18 protein-coding genes are annotated in these 19,189 nt (G+C 32.3%); 6 read left to right on the top strand and 12 right to left on the bottom strand.

Annotation, left to right across the window (positions count from 1 at the left end; genetic code table 11):
* Positions 1-128: 128 nt before the first annotated feature.
* The 5 genes from M2475_RS09555 to agaV all read right to left on the bottom strand — a co-directional run bounded on the left by M2475_RS09555 (position 129) and on the right by agaV (position 5,263).
* On the bottom strand, positions 129-1,685 hold the full coding sequence (locus M2475_RS09555; RefSeq protein ID WP_277491173.1) for a radical SAM protein: 1,557 nt from the start codon (positions 1,683-1,685) through the stop codon (positions 129-131).
* Positions 1,686-1,844: 159 nt separating this feature from the next.
* Positions 1,845-2,861 carry a type I glyceraldehyde-3-phosphate dehydrogenase gene (gene gap / locus M2475_RS09550; RefSeq protein ID WP_277491172.1) on the bottom strand — a complete coding sequence of 339 codons (1,017 nt, stop codon included), beginning with the start codon at positions 2,859-2,861 and terminating at the stop codon, positions 1,845-1,847.
* 238 nt (positions 2,862-3,099) lie between these two features.
* On the bottom strand, positions 3,100-3,978 hold the full coding sequence (locus M2475_RS09545; protein ID WP_277491171.1) for a PTS system mannose/fructose/sorbose family transporter subunit IID: 879 nt from the start codon (positions 3,976-3,978) through the stop codon (positions 3,100-3,102).
* Complete coding sequence (locus tag M2475_RS09540; RefSeq protein WP_277491174.1) at positions 3,968-4,774, bottom strand: PTS sugar transporter subunit IIC; 807 nt, start codon at positions 4,772-4,774, stop codon at positions 3,968-3,970. Before M2475_RS09540 ends, M2475_RS09545 begins: the two co-directional genes overlap by 11 nt.
* 12 nt (positions 4,775-4,786) lie before the next feature.
* The gene (agaV, locus tag M2475_RS09535; RefSeq protein ID WP_277491170.1) at positions 4,787-5,263 is read right to left on the bottom strand and encodes a PTS N-acetylgalactosamine transporter subunit IIB; all 477 of its coding nucleotides are present in this window, start codon (positions 5,261-5,263) and stop codon (positions 4,787-4,789) included.
* Between the two features lie 328 nt (positions 5,264-5,591).
* Between agaV and M2475_RS09530 the strand changes: the two genes are divergently transcribed.
* Positions 5,592-6,764, top strand: coding sequence for an AraC family transcriptional regulator (locus tag M2475_RS09530; protein WP_277491169.1), 1,173 nt, complete (start codon positions 5,592-5,594; stop codon positions 6,762-6,764).
* A 105-nt stretch (positions 6,765-6,869) separates the two neighbouring features.
* On the top strand, positions 6,870-8,240 hold the full coding sequence (locus M2475_RS09525; RefSeq protein WP_277491168.1) for an MATE family efflux transporter: 1,371 nt from the start codon (positions 6,870-6,872) through the stop codon (positions 8,238-8,240).
* A 243-nt stretch (positions 8,241-8,483) separates the two neighbouring features.
* Here M2475_RS09525 and agaF read toward each other — a convergent pair whose 3' ends face one another.
* Positions 8,484-8,912, bottom strand: a complete 429-nt coding sequence (gene agaF / locus M2475_RS09520) for a PTS galactosamine/N-acetylgalactosamine transporter subunit IIA (RefSeq protein WP_277491167.1) — start codon at positions 8,910-8,912, stop codon at positions 8,484-8,486.
* Between the two features lie 15 nt (positions 8,913-8,927).
* Positions 8,928-10,103 (bottom strand): SIS domain-containing protein, encoded by a 1,176-nt coding sequence (locus tag M2475_RS09515; RefSeq protein WP_277491166.1) that lies wholly within the window; start codon positions 10,101-10,103, stop codon positions 8,928-8,930.
* Between the two features lie 160 nt (positions 10,104-10,263).
* Between M2475_RS09515 and M2475_RS09510 the strand changes: the two genes are divergently transcribed.
* Positions 10,264-10,815 carry a hypothetical protein gene (locus tag M2475_RS09510; RefSeq protein WP_277491165.1) on the top strand — a complete coding sequence of 184 codons (552 nt, stop codon included), beginning with the start codon at positions 10,264-10,266 and terminating at the stop codon, positions 10,813-10,815.
* A 46-nt stretch (positions 10,816-10,861) separates the two neighbouring features.
* On the opposite strand, the gene M2475_RS09505 is transcribed toward M2475_RS09510, so the two are convergent.
* The 3 genes from M2475_RS09505 to M2475_RS09495 all read right to left on the bottom strand — a co-directional run bounded on the left by M2475_RS09505 (position 10,862) and on the right by M2475_RS09495 (position 14,481).
* Positions 10,862-11,374 carry a hypothetical protein gene (locus tag M2475_RS09505; protein WP_277491164.1) on the bottom strand — a complete coding sequence of 171 codons (513 nt, stop codon included), beginning with the start codon at positions 11,372-11,374 and terminating at the stop codon, positions 10,862-10,864.
* A 44-nt stretch (positions 11,375-11,418) separates the two neighbouring features.
* The gene (locus M2475_RS09500) at positions 11,419-13,005 is read right to left on the bottom strand and encodes a PTS transporter subunit EIIC (RefSeq protein WP_277491163.1); all 1,587 of its coding nucleotides are present in this window, start codon (positions 13,003-13,005) and stop codon (positions 11,419-11,421) included.
* Positions 13,006-13,116: 111 nt separating this feature from the next.
* The gene (locus M2475_RS09495; RefSeq protein ID WP_277491162.1) at positions 13,117-14,481 is read right to left on the bottom strand and encodes a Sapep family Mn(2+)-dependent dipeptidase; all 1,365 of its coding nucleotides are present in this window, start codon (positions 14,479-14,481) and stop codon (positions 13,117-13,119) included.
* A gap of 104 nt (positions 14,482-14,585) precedes the next feature.
* Between M2475_RS09495 and M2475_RS09490 the strand changes: the two genes are divergently transcribed.
* A complete protein-coding gene (locus tag M2475_RS09490; protein ID WP_277491161.1) occupies positions 14,586-16,127 on the top strand; it encodes a transcription antiterminator in 1,542 nt (513 codons plus the stop codon).
* Between the two features lie 16 nt (positions 16,128-16,143).
* On the opposite strand, the gene M2475_RS09485 is transcribed toward M2475_RS09490, so the two are convergent.
* Together M2475_RS09485 and M2475_RS09480 are read right to left on the bottom strand one after the other, a co-directional pair.
* Positions 16,144-16,914, bottom strand: a complete 771-nt coding sequence (locus M2475_RS09485) for an SDR family oxidoreductase (protein ID WP_277491160.1) — start codon at positions 16,912-16,914, stop codon at positions 16,144-16,146.
* 100 nt (positions 16,915-17,014) lie between these two features.
* Entirely contained in the window at positions 17,015-17,491 is a 477-nt protein-coding gene (locus tag M2475_RS09480; RefSeq protein WP_277491159.1) for a PTS glucose transporter subunit IIA, read from the bottom strand.
* 217 nt (positions 17,492-17,708) lie between these two features.
* On the opposite strand from M2475_RS09480, the gene M2475_RS09475 reads away from it, so the two are divergent.
* Positions 17,709-18,425, top strand: a complete 717-nt coding sequence (locus M2475_RS09475) for a pentose-5-phosphate 3-epimerase (RefSeq protein ID WP_277491158.1) — start codon at positions 17,709-17,711, stop codon at positions 18,423-18,425.
* 40 nt (positions 18,426-18,465) lie between these two features.
* Complete coding sequence (locus M2475_RS09470; protein ID WP_277491157.1) at positions 18,466-19,077, top strand: YitT family protein; 612 nt, start codon at positions 18,466-18,468, stop codon at positions 19,075-19,077.
* Positions 19,078-19,189 lie beyond the last annotated feature (112 nt).

The raw sequence follows: 19,189 nt of genomic DNA, 5'->3' as shown, positions 1-19,189 counted from the left end.
TATTTTCAGTGTACACTTATTCACTTTTCAAAGATCTTTAAAAACTTTTTAAAGTTGGTCAATATTGCTTGACTTCCTTATAGTTAGCTCCTTTCCTAATATTGCAACTGTACTATCACAGTTGTAATCTAATTATCAAATTCTACGCCATCAATCATTTCTTCTATTATCTCTGGTTTTTCTTCCAATATTTGATAATACTCAATTAATCTATTTAATGCATTTGCTCTCGAACCATGACATAGTACATTTTTTTCTTCAATGTTGATACCTTCATCATTATAAATATTCGCATAACATATTGAACACATATGCACAGCCCAACAATTATTACATTTATCTAGCGAAAGATTAGCATACTCATTCAAATAATAATCTTCTATTTTCTCCAAATCAATACCTTCATGTATATTACCAATAAATGGTGAATCCTCAATTTTTTCACAAACTTTGAAATTTCCATCTGTTGTCACATACAACTTTTTTTGTCCAGGTATACAACACCCATTCAATTGCAAAGTTTGAATTGGTGTATCTACTAAATCTCTAAAATGTGTTTTTAAAATTTCATTTTTTTCTATCTGTCGTGCATAATAAGAATCAGAAGAATCACACATACTATTCATTGCCCAGGCCTTTTTAGTATCTCTTTCATGCATCCATAAACTCCGATATACTTTCATAGCATTTTCTTCTTTTTCCTTGGCTGTTCGCTGATCCATCCCAGAGAGATTAACATAATTACAATTTAATTCAAGGTTCTTAGGAATCCATTCATATTGTACAAATAGATTTTTTATTTTTTCCATTTTTTTAAATGTATATGGTGGACTTAAAACACTGTGAATCGAAATATTTTCTGCTGCTCGTTCCCCATATTGTTCAATTAGATACTTAAATCCTTTAATTGAAGCTGGAAAACTTCCTTTATTATTTTGAAATACTCTATTTTCATCATGAATATCTTCATCACCATCTATGCTACACATTATTTTACAAGATTTTAACGATGCAAAGTACTCAGCAATTGGCTGAGTTATTAACGTACAATTTGTGGTAAACAAAATAGATATATTCTTTTTTTCACCATAATTTTCATACGCATAATCTATACATTTTTTCATTAAATCATAATTCAATAATGGCTCTCCCCCATAAAAGCCTAGCATTATATTTTCTCCACTGCACTCCATACCATAATCAATTGATTTTTTCGCAATGTCCCACGACATTTCTTTTTGAGAAAAATCTCTAAATGTAGAAAAATCTTCATTATAAATACAATATTTACATCTAAGATTACATCTTTCAGTTAGTTCTAATACTATATGTTCTAAATTATTATTTACTTCATTATATAAAAAAGAGTGAGAAGGAAGATTAAATTCGCTATAGATGGGCATTTGTAAAATATTTTCAGTTTTTATCAAACTCAAAATATTATCTATAGCATTATTAATATCCATTTCACTCATATTAAGTATTTTGTTTTTCACCTTTTCAGATGGATTTAATATAAACTTTAAAATTAGCAATTCATTATTTTCACAACAAAAAACCTTGCCCGTTCCAGAATCATAAAAATATGTATTATTTCTTGTGTCAAATATTGTTCCAAGCCTTTTAAAACTACCATTTGGATTTAAATAATTTAAATACTTAAACAGTTTATCCATCTTTTCCATTTTTGTAATCTCCCTTAATAAAAAAATTATATCACTTATTTTGTGAAGGAAATCATTATTAGCGCATTTCCACTAAAAAAAGCAAAACAATTGCTAATAATTATAAAAACAATTAATAGTCCAACAAAAAAAGACTCTTTCGAGCCTTTCAATATCAAATTATCCTAATTCAGCGAAGTATTTGATTGTTCTAACCATTTGGCTAGTGTATGAGTTTTCGTTATCATACCAAGATACTGTTTGAACTTGTGTAGTTCCATTATCTAATGGAATTACCATTGTTTGTGTAGCATCAAATAATGATCCTTGTGTAATTCCGATAATGTCAGAAGATACTAATTGTTCTTCTGTATATCCAAATGATGTTCCATCTGCTGCTTTTTTCATAGCTGCATTGATTTCATCAGCTGTTACATTTCCTTCAACTACAGTAGTTAAAATTGTTGTAGATCCTGTAGGTACTGGAACACGTTGTGCTGCCCCGATTAATTTTCCATTCAATTCAGGAATAACCAATCCGATTGCTTTTGCTGCTCCTGTTGAGTTAGGAACAATGTTAATTGCAGCTGCACGAGCTCTTCTTAAATCACCTTTACGGTGAGGTCCATCTAATAACATTTGATCTCCAGTGTAAGCATGGATTGTAGCCATGATACCACTTTTGATTTTTGCTAAGTTATTTAAAGTGTTAGCCATTGGAGCTAAACAGTTTGTAGTACAAGATGCTGCTGAGATAATTGTGTCATCAGCTTTTAATACACCTTCATTTACTCCAAATACTACGGTTGGTAAATCATTTCCTGCTGGAGCTGAAATAACAACTTTTTTAGCACCTGCATCAATGTGTGCTTGTGCTTTTGCTTTTGATGTATAGAATCCAGTACATTCTAATACAACGTCTACATCAATATCACCCCAAGGTAATTTAGAAGCATCTGCTTCACTGTAAATTTTAATTTCTTTTCCATCAACTGTGATTGATGAATCTCCAGCAACTACTTTATCTGCTAAAGCATATCTTCCTTGTGCTGAATCATATTTTAATAAATGTGCTAACATTTTAGGGTCTGTTAAATCGTTGATAGCTACGACTTCATATCCCTCTGCACCAAACATTTGTCTAAATGCTAGACGTCCAATACGTCCAAATCCATTAATTGCAACTTTTACTGCCATGTGAAAAGTCCTCCTTCGTACCTATAAATTATATGATTATATACTTCCAATGTCAATCGCGAAACTTAAAAAAATAAAGAAATTGTGAATTAATTAACTTTTCATATACTCAATAATAAAGGGCTCTTATGTACCTTAAATAAGATTTTTTACTTGCAAGCGATTACAACATAAAAGGACACATACGAATATGTGTCCTATGAAAGAAGTTTGAGAGAATAATACTTCTTTTAATTTATTATGCAGCTGGTACTGTATACCAATCAACAAGTGGAGTATAATCTCCAGCCCAAACTCCAAAGATAGCTCCTACAATACCAATTACCAATAATACTAAGATAACTTTAACAGGTGTAAAGTTTTTCTTCTTAATTAACCAGTAACAAAGCATTGTAATTGCAAATGGAAGCATTTTAGGGAAGATTGTGTCCAATTGTCCTTGAAGGTTAATTGGGTTATCTCCATTAGGAATCCAGATTCTAGTTGTAGTACCACCGAATGTTACTACCATCGCACCAATGATGAATACACCAAGGATAGATGCTGAACGTGTGAATTCTTTTGCATTCTTAGTTAAAATACCAATAGCGTTACTTCCTAGTTTATAAGACCAGCTCATCAACCAGAAACGAAGAACCATTTGTACACCAAACGCAATAACGAAATATAGGATAGGTCCTACTAAGCTTCCGTCAATTGCCATTGTTGCAGTAATCCCTGCAACGATTGGCATAAATGTATACCAGAATAATGCATCCCCGATTCCTCCAAGAGGACCCATTGCAGCAACACGTACTGAACGAATAGTTGCAATATCGGCTTTTTGTTGTTCTAACGATAATACGATACCCATAACAAATGTTACTAAGTAAGGGTGAGTGTTAAAGAAGTCCATGTTGTGTGACATTGAAATCGCTAAGTCTTCTTTATTTGTATGGATTTTTTCTAATCCAGGTAAAATTCCCCATAACCAACCTGCAGCTTGCATTCTTTCATAGTTAAATGCTGATTGCAATTGCAGTGAACGCCAAGTCATCTTATTTAAATCTGCTTTTGATAACGGCGCAGCTGGAGTTAAGTCAGTATATTTTGCAGCTTCTTTTACATTAGATGCCATCACTAGTACCTCCTGTTCCACTACCTACACGGTTTTTAATATTTACATTCACTTGGAAATCGAACAATGCGATTGCAAATCCAATAAATGCCATTAGAATCATTGTTGAGTTTGCAAGAACTTCAATGTTTGAAATGATGTTTGCCATTGCAAATCCTGCAAGGAAGAATCCCCAAAGATCGCTAGAAAGCATAATTTTCATCAAAATTGCAAACCCTACGAAACGCATCATTCCACCGGCAGCACTTAAACCACCCATGATCCAGCTTGCGCTTTCTTGTACTTCATTCAACATTTCAGCAGCTTGTGTTCCACCTGTATAAGCAAGAATTGCTAATACTGCAAACAATGCACCTAATAATCCCATTGAAACTACTGTAACTTGTGTAATTCCAGCTGGGTTAGCTTCTTCAGCTGCTTTGTCAGCTTTAGACATAAGACCAGACATAATTGTAAATACTGTTGTAACTACATATTGTCCAAATACAGCAAAGATAATTGAAGAACCTAATGCTGCTTCAACTCCCATTCCTGATTTTACTGCGAATACCATCGCAACTACTGCACCAAGAACAGCGTTTGGTGGTTGTGCCCCACCAACTGGCATATTACCTACCATCATCAACTCATAAGTACCACCAACTACTAATCCAGTGTTAAGGTCTCCTAAACAAAGACCGATAATTGGACAAGCAACCATTGGACGGTATAACGTTTCAGTTAATGAGAATTGGTCAATTGCAAAGATAAACGTTACAACTGCCAATAATATTACTTGAATAACATCCATTTGTATGTAATCCTCCTTTTATTTAAATAATTTATTAATATCTTCAGCTGCAGTATCAGGTACACGCTTGATTTCAAGCTCCACACCTAATTCTTGCATCTTTTTGAAAGCAGCAACATCGCTATCATCTACCGCAACTGTGGTAGCAACTTGACGCTTTCCATCTGCCATATGCATGTTTCCAATATTAACTTTTTTAATTGGAACGCCTCCTTCAATGAGCTTTAAAACATCTTGAGGAGTCTCGCAAATAATAGCAATCTTTTGAGCATCGCTCGCTTTGTCAATAATGTCAATCGTCTTTTGAATTGTGAAGTATCTTGTTTGTGCATATGCAGGTGCTGCCATATCCATTAGACCTTGTCTAAATTCATCTCCAGCAACCGCATCATTTGCAACAAGAAGTAAATTAGCTCCAACAACTCCAGCCCACTGTGTAGCAACTTGTCCGTGGATTAGACGATTGTCAATTCTTGTTAATACAATATTTGGCATATTCTCTCTCCCTTCTGTAGTGCAAAATAGAAGACAGGCTCCACTACACTTTTATTTTAATATAATAAGCCTAAATGTATTTACACTTTTTGTTAAAGGGTTTGTACTTTTTGTGTTTTTTGTGTGATATTGCTCATTTTTTGTTGTTAAAACAACGGAATTTCGTTTTTTTATTAATATATCTATCATTTCACCATTATAATATCCATTTTTAATATAAATACTTCAAAATCATTCTTTATATCAATTTATATCGTTTTTACCACATATTTACTTAAAAAAATAGCATATGTATGGTAAACTTAATACATAGAAATAAGGTGATACAATGTTTAATAAAACAACAAGTTTTATTTTCCAAAAATATGGGGAAATTTTTCAAGATCTATCAAGAAGTCGACACAAAAGCAAACCTGGTGGAAGAAAAATTAACAAGATTTCAAACAAAAAAGTAAATTTCATGTATTGCAATAACGACGACACTTACATCCGTGTAGATGATGGGATTGTAATGTTAGTTGTAACTACGGATATCGAAACTGCTCCCATAGAGCAATTTGTTATTCACAGAGTTATCAAAATTAAAGCTGGTATCTATTTTAATTTTATTAGTATTACAAATAATTCTAAAATTGAAATATCATCACGTAGCAATATCAGCAACCAAAAATATCCGTTATCAGAAACATTTGCTTATGAACGGATTATACCAAATGTAGAAATCAAAGAAGTTCTAGCCTGTTATTATCAAGTACGTAATGCAAACTATAACTTCGCAGGAGAATCACATGATCACTGGGAGTTAACCTTCATTGACAATGGTCAATTGGAAACTTCCATCGATGGTGAATTCTATACTTTAAAAAATTATGATTTAATCCTTTATGGACCAAGGCAATACCACACCCAACATACAACAGCAAATAATTCTTGCTCATACTTAACCGTTATGTTTGATATGGAATGTAACAATCCTGAAGAATTACAAAATCGTGTATTTAATGCAAATCGTGAAACATTAAATGCCATTAACAATTTTGTTAGAATGTCAAACAACGAAACTGTTTATAATAAAGATTTAATGATTTGTTATTTGAAAGAAACAATCATTAAATTACTACACACTGACTTAATGGATGATAATCCAGTAGCAAATACACCTATGCAGCAAAAATTTGAAAATGAATTGCTGAATGAAATATTATTATATATCAATGATAATATTTATACAGCAATCACTATTGAAAAATTATGTCAGGAATTTTCTATTAGTAGATCAAGTTTACAACAACTATTTAAAAATAATTTAAACACTGCACCAAAACAATATATAAGTGATTTAAAACTTAAAAAATCAAAATTATTGATTAAGGAATCAAAGTATACAATTTCTGAAATTTCAAATATTTTAGGTTTTGCATCCATCCATTATTTTTCCAGAAAGTTTAAACAACAATTTGGAATCACACCTACAGATTATGCGAAAACAATTTATAACTAAGAGAAGATATCTATAAAGGATATCTTTTTTAATTTTTCATATTATATTCTATTTTTTTCTTTTCATTTTGTATACAATAGAGAGTATATGAAAGTGAGGGGCAGTATGAGTAGAGTAAAAGATATGACCCATGGAAATCCAACAAAACTAATTATTATGTTTGCCATTCCTTTAATCCTTGGAAATCTTGGTCAACAACTATATATGATCATTGATGCCATCATTGTTGGTCAGGGAGTTGGTGTTACCGCCTTAGCTTCACTAGGGGCTACCGATTGGACATATTGGCTACTATTATGGATTATTCAAGCATTCACACAAGGATGTGCAATTCGAATCACTCAAGATTTTGGTTCTAAAAATAACAAGCGATTAAAAAAATCAATTGCCATGTCAATTCTTATTTGTGGAGTTGTTACACTCTTTGTTACTGTTCTTGGTTTAGTAGCTGGACGCCCCTTATTAGAATTATTGAATACCCCAGACAATCTTTTAGATGGTGCATTAACATACTTATATATTATGGTTTCAGGAAGCATCGTTGTTGTTTGTTATAATATGACTTCTTCCATCTTACGAGCATTTGGCGATAGTAAAACACCTCTTATTGCCATGGCTATTGCAGCTGTTACAAATATCGCATTAGACTTATTGTTTGTTATGGTCTTAGGTTGGGGAATTGCAGGGGCTGCCTTTGCAACTGTAATTGCACAATTTATCGCTTCTCTTTATTGTTTTGTAATTATCAAAAAATTAAAATTTATAAAATTACATAAAGAAGACCGCGAAATTGAATCTTTTGTGATTAAAGATTTACTAAAACTTAGTTCTCCATTGGTATTGCAACATATTGTAATTGCTGTTGGCGGTATGGTTTTACAATCCGTAATCAACAAATATGGATTCCTGTTCGTAGCAGGATTTACTGCTACCAATAAACTGTATGGATTACTTGAAAGTTCCGCTGTCTCTTTTGGATATGCTTCAACTACTTTTACTGCCCAAAATTGGGGAGCTAAAAAAATAAAACGAATCAAAGCAGGATTAACTAGTTCAACAAAACTTTCTTTAATTGTTTCCTTGATGATTTCTGTTTTCATGATTATATTTGGAAAACCGTTATTGCAATTATTTATAGCAAATGATGCAAACTCTTCAAAAGTTCTAGATATTGCTTATCAATATCTATTTATTATGAGTCTATTATTATCATCACTATATATGTTATATACCTATCGTTGTACCTTACAGGGATTAGGAAATACTGTTGCCCCTATGATTTCAGGTTTCATTGAATTTGTAATGCGAATTGGATCTGCTTTACTGCTTCCTATGATTATGGGAAGTTTGGGTATCTTTTTTGCCGAAGTAACCGCTTGGATAGGAGCCATGATATATCTCATGTATGCATGTCTAAGCTCAATCAAAGAAATCAGTGAAACATATCCGGATGAGCCTAAAGAAACACAAGAATAAACCAAAAGCCCTACATGTAAACAAGTAGGGCTTTAAATAGATAGAAGGATATAATATATCTATTTATTGCTTCATAGGAATGAGATTTAATTCAAAACAAAGTTCCAACATAGATAGCAATTTTCATTGCATAGAGCCAAATATCTATTTAGGATTACTAATATATCATGTCCTTCTATATAACAAACGATTATACACTCGTAAAAGTTTCACATATTAAAAAAACATCTCTAATGAGATGTTTTAGATTCCGTCACTTGCTTCTGCTTTATCAGCTTTTTTAAGTTCAAACTTTACAATTTGCGCTTTTCCTGTATTCAATGCCATATCAACTAATGCATCCATGTCATCAATCATCGTTCTAGCCATTGTAATCTCACAAATCATAGGCAAGTTTGTTCCACCGATTACTTCAATATTTTCATAATCTTGTGCAACCATTACAGCTGTCTTAAATGGTGAACCTCCTGGTAAATCTGACATAACGATAATACCATCACATTCTTTCAAACGATCAAATGCTTTTCTTAATTCACGATCCAAATCATCTGTAGAGTAATCTTCTAAAAAATCGACATATTCATAATGTGCAGGATTTCCAGCAATCAAATTAACTGAGCTAGTAAGACCTGAACCAAAGTTACCATGTCCTGTTACTACAATACCAATCATCCTATTACCACCTTTCTACTTCTTTTCATATGGGTAAATCGTTACCCCTTTCACAACCCTATTTACTTCTCCACTTGGACAAGGATTATCTGGTGTGATGTCAAATGACAACGATTTATATAAAGCAATTAGCTGTGCTACAACAATGTACTCCAATCCAATAAATACATTATCCAATTTTTGATTATTATCAAATGAATAGAAATAATCAACCAATCCTTCAATCTCGTCATCCTGATAAGTAGACACCGCTAAGATTTTATTTCCATTACGTTGTGGACTCATCTCTTTAATAATATCACATTCATATTGACGAGTATATGGATTATCACTTAAATATACAACTGTAAGCGTTGTATTATCAATTACTGACTTAGGTCCATGGCGGAAACCTAAAGGTGTATCAAACATCGTTGAAACTTTTCCCGCTGTCAACTCTAGCATCTTCAATGCTGATTCTTGTGCTACTCCCTTATTCGTATTACTTCCTAAATATACCAAACGTCTAAAATCGAAATCTTTAATCATTGCTTCAATTTTTGTAAATCCAGTATTTAATAACCCATTTACACCAGTAACAATTGTATCTACATATCCTTCCATTTCTGATAGAACATCCAAACGGAATGACAATACTGTCGCTAAATACATATTTGAAAAACTTGAAGTCATCGCAAAACTTTGATCATGTGTTTCTTGTGTTATATTAATTGCATAACAATTATCTTTACCATCCGCAAATTTTGCTAATGCTCCATCCTTATTACAAGTAATAAACAAATGATAAATTTCTTCACAAACCGTATTCGCAGCTTCTACTGCAGCCACCGACTCAGGAGAATTTCCACTTCTTCCATAAGAAATCAATAAAGTTGGCTTCTTTCTTGATAAATAATTTTCTGGACATGCAACAATATCTGTTGTTGCATAAGATTTACATTTATAATCCGTAAATCTATTCAAGTATGAGTATACTGTATTTCCTACAAACTCACTTGTTCCTGCACCCGTCAAAATAATATCAAAGTCTTTTTGAAGAATCACTTTATTAATAAATGCATGAATATCACTTTTGTTTTCTTTTATTTTTTGAACCGTTTTCTTCCACGTTTCAGGTTGTTGATTGATTTCTTTTGCTGTCCAATATCCGTATTTTTCCTTCCACGCGTCTAATTCCATATTAAATAACATACTTACCTCCTAAGCTACTTTTTTACATTTTTATTATATCTTGAAATCGCTCAAATTCAATCATGACACATCACATCTGTTAATTTGTACAAATTATTTACTAATTCTTTATAGATATTCTTGCATTATACCATTATAATAGAGCTTAGAGGTGATTTCATTGGCAAAACAAAAAGAAGTAGTTTTAACTGGGAAAAACATTTATTTTGATAAACATAAACGAGCTATTTATTATAATAAGCGTAAAAATATAGCATACGTTATCCCCAAAGAATCAGAGGGAACATTTCAAACATATACATACCGTTATATGTTTGCCGTTATTGTTGTTATTTTTTGTGAATTATTATTTAAAATAAATATTTGGATTTCATTAGCAATTGGTGTTGCTTCTGCAGTGCTTTTAGAATATCGTTATCAGAAAACATTATCTTCTATGACACAGCTACGTAACTTCAAACCAGAAAACGCAAAAAGTTCTGTAGAGAAGCAAATAGAATTAAGCAGAGGAGCAATCCTATTACGCTGTCTATTATATTTTGCTTTGGCTATTCTAATGATTGCAAATTTATATGCAACAGAGGGATTGTTAGACAACAAAATGATCGTTGCTTGTAGTTGCATTGTCTCATTAGGAGCAGGTTATATGGCAATCAAGATGGCACTTATTTTAATAAAGAAAAACAAAGCTGAATTAAGCCATAAAAAGTAACAAAAAAGTATGATTTAACTAATCATACTTTTTTTATTCTAAATCTTTAAATTGCCACAAACGATATCATAAAAGCAAGGGTAACTAAGATAGCGAGAATGACACACATACCAAGTAATGGCAGCAACAGCTTTTCTTCTTTTATTTTTTGAAAAGCTACTTTTTTATCAAATACTTGCCAATTAAAACATTTTACTAATGAAACAATAAGCAAAACTACCGATATAAAATTAACTAACAATACTTGTGCGATTGTAATAATGATCAAAGAAACTTGAACAAATTCAATATGCTCATATGTTTCTAGCATCTTAATAAATCTTTTTAAAGTAGCCCAAACAAACAAATTCGCAACTGCTACAATAAATCCTACAATAATAATCGGATACTCTGTAATAACTTTAGAAAACGATTCTTTCAGCACCACTGAAAATCCAAATACATATACAAGAAATAATACTACAAGGGCAACACACATATTTTTAGCACGCTTTATCCACTTGATATTACTTTCTTTCTTTAACTTTTGCTTCTGTTTGTTTATTTCTCTTTTCTTCATTCTCATCACCTCAAATTAGGCAGGATATTCATCCTGCCTAAGACCTAATCAATATTCAAGATATCTTTTACTTTTGTCGTTAAATTTTGAACTCTTACCCCATAAATAACCTGAATGGAATTTGAACCTCTAACAACACCCAATGCTTCTAGATGTTCTTTCCACATATTATCACTTGCTACGAGTTCATCATTTTTCATTGTAACTCTCAAACGTGTAGCACAACAAGTAACACTATCAATATTATCAGCACCACCTAATGCTTCAATAATACGTGCTTCTAATGATTCATCTGCTCCATCTTTAATTGCATTATACTCTTTTTTACTCATTAATTTAATATCTTCTTCACTTTCTTGACGGCCTGGAGTTTTTAAATCAAATTTTGTAATCATAAATTTAAATGCAAAATAGTATACAGCAAACGTCAATGGCAACAACCATAGAGCATGCATTGCATGAACTTTTTGTGGTTGGAATAGATTTGGAATCATAAAGAATAATGCTGTTCCATTAATTGAAATCTGGAAGATTTCAGCCAATACATAACAAAGTCCACATAATGGCGCATATACTAGGAAATACAATAATGGTGCGACGAATAAGAATGTATATTCAATCGGTTCTGATATACCTACCATCGCTAAAGTGAATACTGCAGGAATTAATAGAGATGCTACTTTTTTTCTATTTTCTACTCGTGCACATCGATACATTGCAAAAGCTGCTCCTGGTAATCCTGCCAATTGGAATAGCAACCGTCCATTCGTAAAGTTACGTGTAATGTATCCTGTAGCTGTTGCACTTGCAGCCTGTCCATTAATAATATTTTTAACCCCTTCATAGGTTACACCATCAATTACCATTGTTCCCCCAACTTTTGAATATTCGATTGGGAATGCAATTAAATGATGAATTCCAAATGGTAATAACATTTTATCTAATGTACCAAAGATAAAGGTTCCAAACAATCCACTAGATCCAATGAAGCTAGTTATTGATTGTAATCCACCTGCAAAAAATGGCCAGATATAATAAAATGCAAGTGCCAACGGAATCGATACTAAAGATACTACAATAATAACAAATTTTGTACCTGCAAAGAATGCAAACATCGCTGGTAATGTTTTATCAACAAATCTATTATGTAACAATCCAGCAATCACCCCTGATACAAGACCAGAGAAAATCCCCATATCATATGTAAACATCCCAAAAGTATTTGTCCATAATGCATTAAAGTTCATCGCTGATGTTTCACTGTATCCAGATTGCATCAATGCCTCTACAGAGGTTGTATCTGCATTCCAGCCTTCAAACGATGCCCATGTTTCAATTCCCTTTGTGAAACATAGTAACATGATAAGCCCAGCAAATGCTGCCCATCCTTTTTCTTTTTTAGCAAGTGTAAATGCAATTGCGACTGCAAACCATAGCTGTAAATGGTTCATAAACATGAAACCAAGGCTAGTGATCATCGAGAACAACTTATACAATAATGTTCCTTCTTCTAAGATATAGTTCGTAAATGCACTACCTATACCAACAAAGAAACCTACTAGTACAAGCAAAATGATTGGGACCATCATTGCTCCTGCAAAAGTCTGCAATTTTGCCTGAAATTTTTTCATTTCTTGCTCCTCCTTATTAACTCGATTTCATTTTAGCATAACCCATTTTTCATAGCTATCAGCCAATCTATCACAAGTATTCCCCATTAATATGGCAATTTTTGGCACCGCTTACAAATCATTGCTCAAGCGGTAAATTGCCACACAAAAGATTTCCATCGCTTTTAATAAATCTGCAAGTGGCATACATTCATTTGCCATATGTACTCTTGTATCGTAATCATTAAAGGTTGCACCAAAGACAACCCCATGATCAAGTACTCTTGCATAGGATGCACCACCTTTACTTATTAATGAAGCTTCTTCTTTCATCACTTCCTTATATGCATACTGAAGCGATGAAATTAATGGTGAATTCGCATCAACATACAACAAACGCTTTTCCTTTATCAATGCATATGAAAAGCCAAATTGTTCACCCAATGCTTGAATTTTCTTTTCGATATCCATCTTCTCTATACCCCTTACAAAACGTATATCTAAGTATACAACCTGTTCCATCGCATTCCATGCTATTACCATTGGACAAATTGTTGTCACGCCCATGTTTTCATCCTCAGTAAAAATACCAAGCTTTTTTCCATATATATCCTCATTTAATACTTGCGTAAATAATTTCACTAACCTTTTTGTTTCATCATTTTGAAAAGGATACTTTTCAAAATCACTAAAAAAAGCAAACAAAGCATTTTTACCTTTATGTGGGTTTCGTGACAACGCCTTTTTCCCAATATATATGATTTCCGTACCATCATCCTTCTCATTGATCTTGAATGCATGTTTTGCATACTTCATTACATCCTTATAATCCTTATATATTTTTATTTTCACTTCATCACATACATAATTCAATTCATTTACACACTGTATCTCAATCTCTTTTTGATTTGAAAGGGAAAAGTTAAAAGCATACTGTAAGATACCTTTTTCACCATTCACAATTGGAAAGTTACCATCAGGAGAAAACGCCCATTGTGGTTGCTTGTTTTTAGAAAAATAATAATCCATACACTCCCATGTTGTTTCTTCAGCACCACCAGCAATAATACGTACCGGCTTCTTCAATAGACCTTGTTCTCTTAAAATACGCAATGCATACAAAGCTGCTAAAAGAGGTCCTTTATCATCATTAACCCCTCGCCCATATAGAAGCTGTTTCACTTGGGTTAAAGCAAATGGATCATAATTCCACTTATCATCAACTCCTACCACATCCAAATGTCCTAAAACACCTATATAGGGTGTTTCTTCTGAAGTAAAAGCATGTATTGCATAACCTTCAAAATCATGTGTTTGAAGACCACATTTTGAAGCAATATCTGCAAACACCAAAAAACTATCATGAATTTTTTCACCAAAAGGTGCTCCTTCTCGTTTGGATGTTTCATCCCGAATTGAAGGAATACGGATAAGTTTATCTAAATCTTTTAAAAATTCATCTTTATACTTCATTACATATTTTTCAAACTTACTCATAAACATTCCTCCTAATCGATTTATAAATATTATATCCTCACTGTCAACATTCTTGACAAAAAATACCACACCTTTTATAGTTTGATTAATAAGAGGTGAGCAAATTGATAAACAAACGTGTGATGAAAATCATTGATATTCTACTCCAAAAAGATGAATATATTACAATTGATACTATTTCTAAAGATTTAGAAGTATCAAACAAAACCATTCGTAATGATTTACAACTAGTACAAGAATGGCTAGCAGAAAATGATTTAAAACTTATCAAAAAAACAGGTGTAGGGGTTACTATTGAAGGCCCTAAAGACAATAAATTAAGAATTGCTGATACCCTCAAACAAAAAAACAAAGAACTCATTGATTTTTCTCCAGATGCAAGAAAAATATATATTGCTATGCGTTTACTAACGAGTGAACACAACTATCGTATTTATGAATTAGCTAATGAATTATATGTCAGTCGTGCAACCATCCACAAAGATATAAACGAAGTTAGTAAGTTACTTAATGCTGAAAAAATAAAATTATTTAGAAAAAATAACAATGGTTTACATATTGAAGGAAAAGAAAGAAACAAAAGAAATCTATTACTTGAACTTATGGTACACGATAATGGATATCACAGTTTCGCAAACATCGTAAATAACGATGCCTATGAGTGTGATGGATCTATGGTATTTGAAGGTCTTGATATCAATGATGATGAAATCAAAGAATTTGTGACCCTCTTAAGAAATTCCATGAACCCCTATCTATCATCACTTACATTTGATTCTTTAATATTTGTATTACTACATATTCTTATTTCTTTATTACGTGTTCAATCAAAACAATATGTAACATTATCTAAACATTTTATAAAGGAACTTGAAAATCAACCACTCTATGAAGAAACGCATCAAATTACCGATACATTATCAAAGCATTATGATATCTCTTTCAACGAAACAGAAATTCGTTATCTTCAAGTTTATTTTGTATCTATGCAAAATAGCAAACAAATTAATAAAGATGATGAAAAAGAAGCAAAAGAAATCTATAATGCTTTAATCACATCTTGGAGTGAACAACTACAACTTCCATTTCATGAAGATAAAAATTTATATAAATCACTTTATTCACATCTCTATCCAGCAGTTACACGCTTTCGTCATAATATTGGAATTGAAAATCCATTGATTATAGAAATAAAAAAACTTTATAAAAATACGTATAAGATAGTTGAAAAAAGTGTAGACTACATCAACAACACATATGATATTAGCGTAAGTGAAGATGAAATAGGTTATCTCACATTACATCTAGCAGCGGCTTTAGAACACTTTAAAGAACCGCTACATACCATCCTCGTATGTAATGGGGGAATGGGAACAAGTACCTTATTAACCCAAAAACTTATGCGTCAAATACCAGAGATTGAAATTGTTTCTCAAGCATCCTTTATATCCATATATGAAGAATCTTTACAACATATCGATTTAATCATCTCAACAGTTGAATTGCATTTGCAAACCTCTGTACCGATTTTAAAAATCAGTCCTATTCTTGAAGATTATGATATTGTTCGTTTAAAGGATATTGTGAAAGAATACTATAAAATCAAAAATGATCCCCTATTAAGAAAAATGAAAGATGCACAATAACATTAAGAAGGAAACCTCAGTTTTCCTTTTTTTTCATCATTTTTAATAATACCCAATTGATAAGTGATACAGGAGTTAGTTTTGAACCTACATATAATAGTTTATTATAAACTCCTGGGATGATGATATTCTTATTTTTCATCAATCCCTTATATGCCACTTTAGCAACATCTTCTGCATTCATGACAAACCTTGTAAACAATGGTGTGGATTCAATATCTGACTTTCTTGCAAACTCTGTTTGGGTAGCTCCAGGACAAAGCGAACAAACTGTTACCCCATATGGTTTAAGCTCCAAATGCAAAGCTTTAGAATACGACAAAACATATGCTTTGGTAGCACCATACACTGCCCCATATGGCAATGCTGCAAAAGCCGCCGCAGAAGCAATATTTAATATTTTCCCACTCCTTCGCTTTACCATTGCTTTCACATAAAGCCCTGTAAGCTCTGTAAGAAACATATTATGTAATTGAATCATTTCCATTTCTTTTTCTAAGTTCTCTTCATGAAACTTACCATATTCATAAAAGCCAGCATTATTAATTAAGATATCAACATCCTCTTTAACCACTTCATACACCTGCTTTGCAGCCAACGGAAGAGCCAAATCAAAAGCATAAATCGATACTTTTATATCATAATTTTTTTCAAGCTCTTGTTTTTGCTTTTCTAATTTTTCTTGATTTCTAGAAACCAAAATCAAATGCTGTTTCTGTTGAGCAAATATCTTTGCCAATTCATAACCTATGCCACTTGTTGTTCCTGTAATTAAAACTGTGCTCATCGGATGTCCTCCTACTTAATTTAAGTCTTCTATGTATTCTTAAATTATAACATCTCAATGATTATCATCATAAATATTTGATTGTTGAATATATAATCTTCTATTTGATATAAGATGCCACCACATCATTTAATACGACCTTCTTTCCTACTTCTACTTCAAAAGATGAATAAGCATCTGGATTTGTGAAAACAATAACCGTAGTTAAATCATAGCCCTTTTTCAAAAGCGCTTCACGATTAATTGTAACCAATTTTTCTCCTTTTTTTACTTCATCATTCATCTCCACAAAAGATGTAAATCCTTCTCCATTCTCATTTACAGTATCAATACCAATATGAATCAAAACTTCAAATCCATCACTTCCTTTAAGCCCCACAGCATGCATACTTGGAAACACCATAGATACAGTTGCATCGATAGGAGCATAAAATGTATCCCCTTCAACTTCAATAGCAAATCCTTCACCCAACATTTTCTGTGAAAACACTTCATCTTTCACATCACTTATATCAATCACTTTCCCTTCTCCAACACTCATAAGTGATATCTTTTCTTTTTTAAATCGTTTAAACATAATTTTTCTCCTTTACGTACTCATCTATATAATATAGAATTTATGACTTTGATACTATCTTTTGAAGTAGGTATTTCCTACCATTATCTTGTGGTAATTTTCTTATGATAATGTTTAAGAATTACCTCAATATTGTGGCTATTATCTATCCTCCTAGATTATTGATTAATCATTTGCAATAACGTAAAATGAAGGTGCTTAAAGACGGAGGACAAATATGAAACATATAAAAATTGCAGCTGGTTTAGCACACGTAAACTATGGTAGAATCGCAGATTTAGTAAAAGAAGTAAGTGATGCTGGTGTGGATTATATTCATGCAGATGCAGCTGATATGCACGATTTACAGAATATGAAATTGATGGGTGGTCATCAAGTAATTGCTGGGATTCGTCCTGAAACAGATAAACCAATTGAATGCCATATCTATACCGTAAGTATGGATAAAATGTTCATTGAACAAATTGATGAAGCAGGGGCAAATATGCTAATCTTACCTGCTGAGCATTTCATTGGAGCACAACTAGCCTACATTATAAATTGGTGTCGAGAGAGAAAGATAAAGTTTGGTTTAACCGTAGGCTGTTATACTCCACTGTGTTTTGTAGAAGAATCAATTTATGACATTGATCGTTTGCACATCGTAACTCATGGTGTTGACGAAACCGATGGTAAAGATAATTGGGGCTGGAGAAAAAGTGCCATTGATTTAGTAAAACGTGCACGTAAACTAATTGATGAAAAGAATCCAGAATGTGAACTATCAATCGATGGTGGATTACGTAGCGATAACATGGATCCACTGATTGCATGCAATCCTGATGTGATTGTATTATCTAGTGCTATCTTTAAAGATCCTGATGGAATTACTGCTGGATACAAAAAATGTCGTAAGGCAATTGATGATGCCGCAAAAAAATACAATTTGGAATAAAGAACTCTCCGCAGAGAGTTCTTTTAAAAGGGGAGACAATATGAAGTATAAAAGAATTATTCTAGACTATTTTTGGATTACTATCTCATCCATATTAACCGCTCTCGCAGTTAATATGATTTTCAAGAGTACTGGATTAGCACCTGGAGGAATCACTGGATTATCCATCATCTTTTCCACTATCACCAACATTCCTATTTCTTACATGACTTTAGCAATATCCGTCCCATTGTTAATCATGGCTACCGTTTTATTAGGAAAAAGCTTTGGTATAAAAACACTATATATTACCATTGCTACACCTATTTGTATGTCACTCATTCCATCTATTAATATAACTGAAGGATTAGCACACATTCCATTACTTCAACTAAGTATCTCCGCTATAGTAGGAGGCCTCTTGGTAGGAAGTGCGATTGGAATTGCCTTGAATCATGATTGTGCAACTGGTGGTACAGATGTTATCGCTTTACTGATTCAATATTTCTTTAAAAAGTTAAAACTTTCCAATATTCTATTATTCTTAGATGGTTTTGTTGTAATAGCATCTGGAGTTATTACTAAAAATATATTAATTTCTGCGTTTAGCTTTTTCGCCCTATTAGTAATTATTCAAACAATTAAAATTGTTACCCAACATAAAAAAGCATAACAAAAAAGTCGACCTTTTGATGTTACCCCTGTCAAGTAGACAGATGAAATAAATAAAATTTATATACAGCTTGGTTATGCTTTTGCAGCCAAGCTTTTATTTTGTTTTAAAT

Origin of the sequence: Breznakia sp. PF5-3 (assembly GCF_029504745.1) — a bacterium.
In the GTDB taxonomy this organism is placed as follows: domain Bacteria; phylum Bacillota_I; class Bacilli_A; order Erysipelotrichales; family Erysipelotrichaceae; genus Breznakia.
Note: the sequence above shows the minus strand (reverse complement) of the source record. Positions and strands in the feature narration are given on the sequence as shown.

Coding starts and splice junctions, on each gene's coding strand:
- M2475_RS09555 (WP_277491173.1), bottom strand. CDS start 1,685: ATGGAAAAGATGGATAAACTGTTTAAGTATTTAAATTATTTAAATCCA.
- gap (WP_277491172.1), bottom strand. CDS start 2,861: ATGGCAGTAAAAGTTGCAATTAATGGATTTGGACGTATTGGACGTCTA.
- M2475_RS09545 (WP_277491171.1), bottom strand. CDS start 3,978: ATGGCATCTAATGTAAAAGAAGCTGCAAAATATACTGACTTAACTCCA.
- agaV (WP_277491170.1), bottom strand. CDS start 5,263: ATGCCAAATATTGTATTAACAAGAATTGACAATCGTCTAATCCACGGA.
- M2475_RS09530 (WP_277491169.1), top strand. CDS start 5,592: ATGTTTAATAAAACAACAAGTTTTATTTTCCAAAAATATGGGGAAATT.
- M2475_RS09525 (WP_277491168.1), top strand. CDS start 6,870: ATGAGTAGAGTAAAAGATATGACCCATGGAAATCCAACAAAACTAATT.
- agaF (WP_277491167.1), bottom strand. CDS start 8,912: ATGATTGGTATTGTAGTAACAGGACATGGTAACTTTGGTTCAGGTCTT.
- M2475_RS09515 (WP_277491166.1), bottom strand. CDS start 10,103: ATGTTATTTAATATGGAATTAGACGCGTGGAAGGAAAAATACGGATAT.
- M2475_RS09505 (WP_277491164.1), bottom strand. CDS start 11,374: ATGAAGAAAAGAGAAATAAACAAACAGAAGCAAAAGTTAAAGAAAGAA.
- M2475_RS09500 (WP_277491163.1), bottom strand. CDS start 13,005: ATGAAAAAATTTCAGGCAAAATTGCAGACTTTTGCAGGAGCAATGATG.
- M2475_RS09495 (WP_277491162.1), bottom strand. CDS start 14,481: ATGAGTAAGTTTGAAAAATATGTAATGAAGTATAAAGATGAATTTTTA.
- M2475_RS09485 (WP_277491160.1), bottom strand. CDS start 16,914: ATGAGCACAGTTTTAATTACAGGAACAACAAGTGGCATAGGTTATGAA.
- M2475_RS09480 (WP_277491159.1), bottom strand. CDS start 17,491: ATGTTTAAACGATTTAAAAAAGAAAAGATATCACTTATGAGTGTTGGA.
- M2475_RS09475 (WP_277491158.1), top strand. CDS start 17,709: ATGAAACATATAAAAATTGCAGCTGGTTTAGCACACGTAAACTATGGT.
- M2475_RS09470 (WP_277491157.1), top strand. CDS start 18,466: ATGAAGTATAAAAGAATTATTCTAGACTATTTTTGGATTACTATCTCA.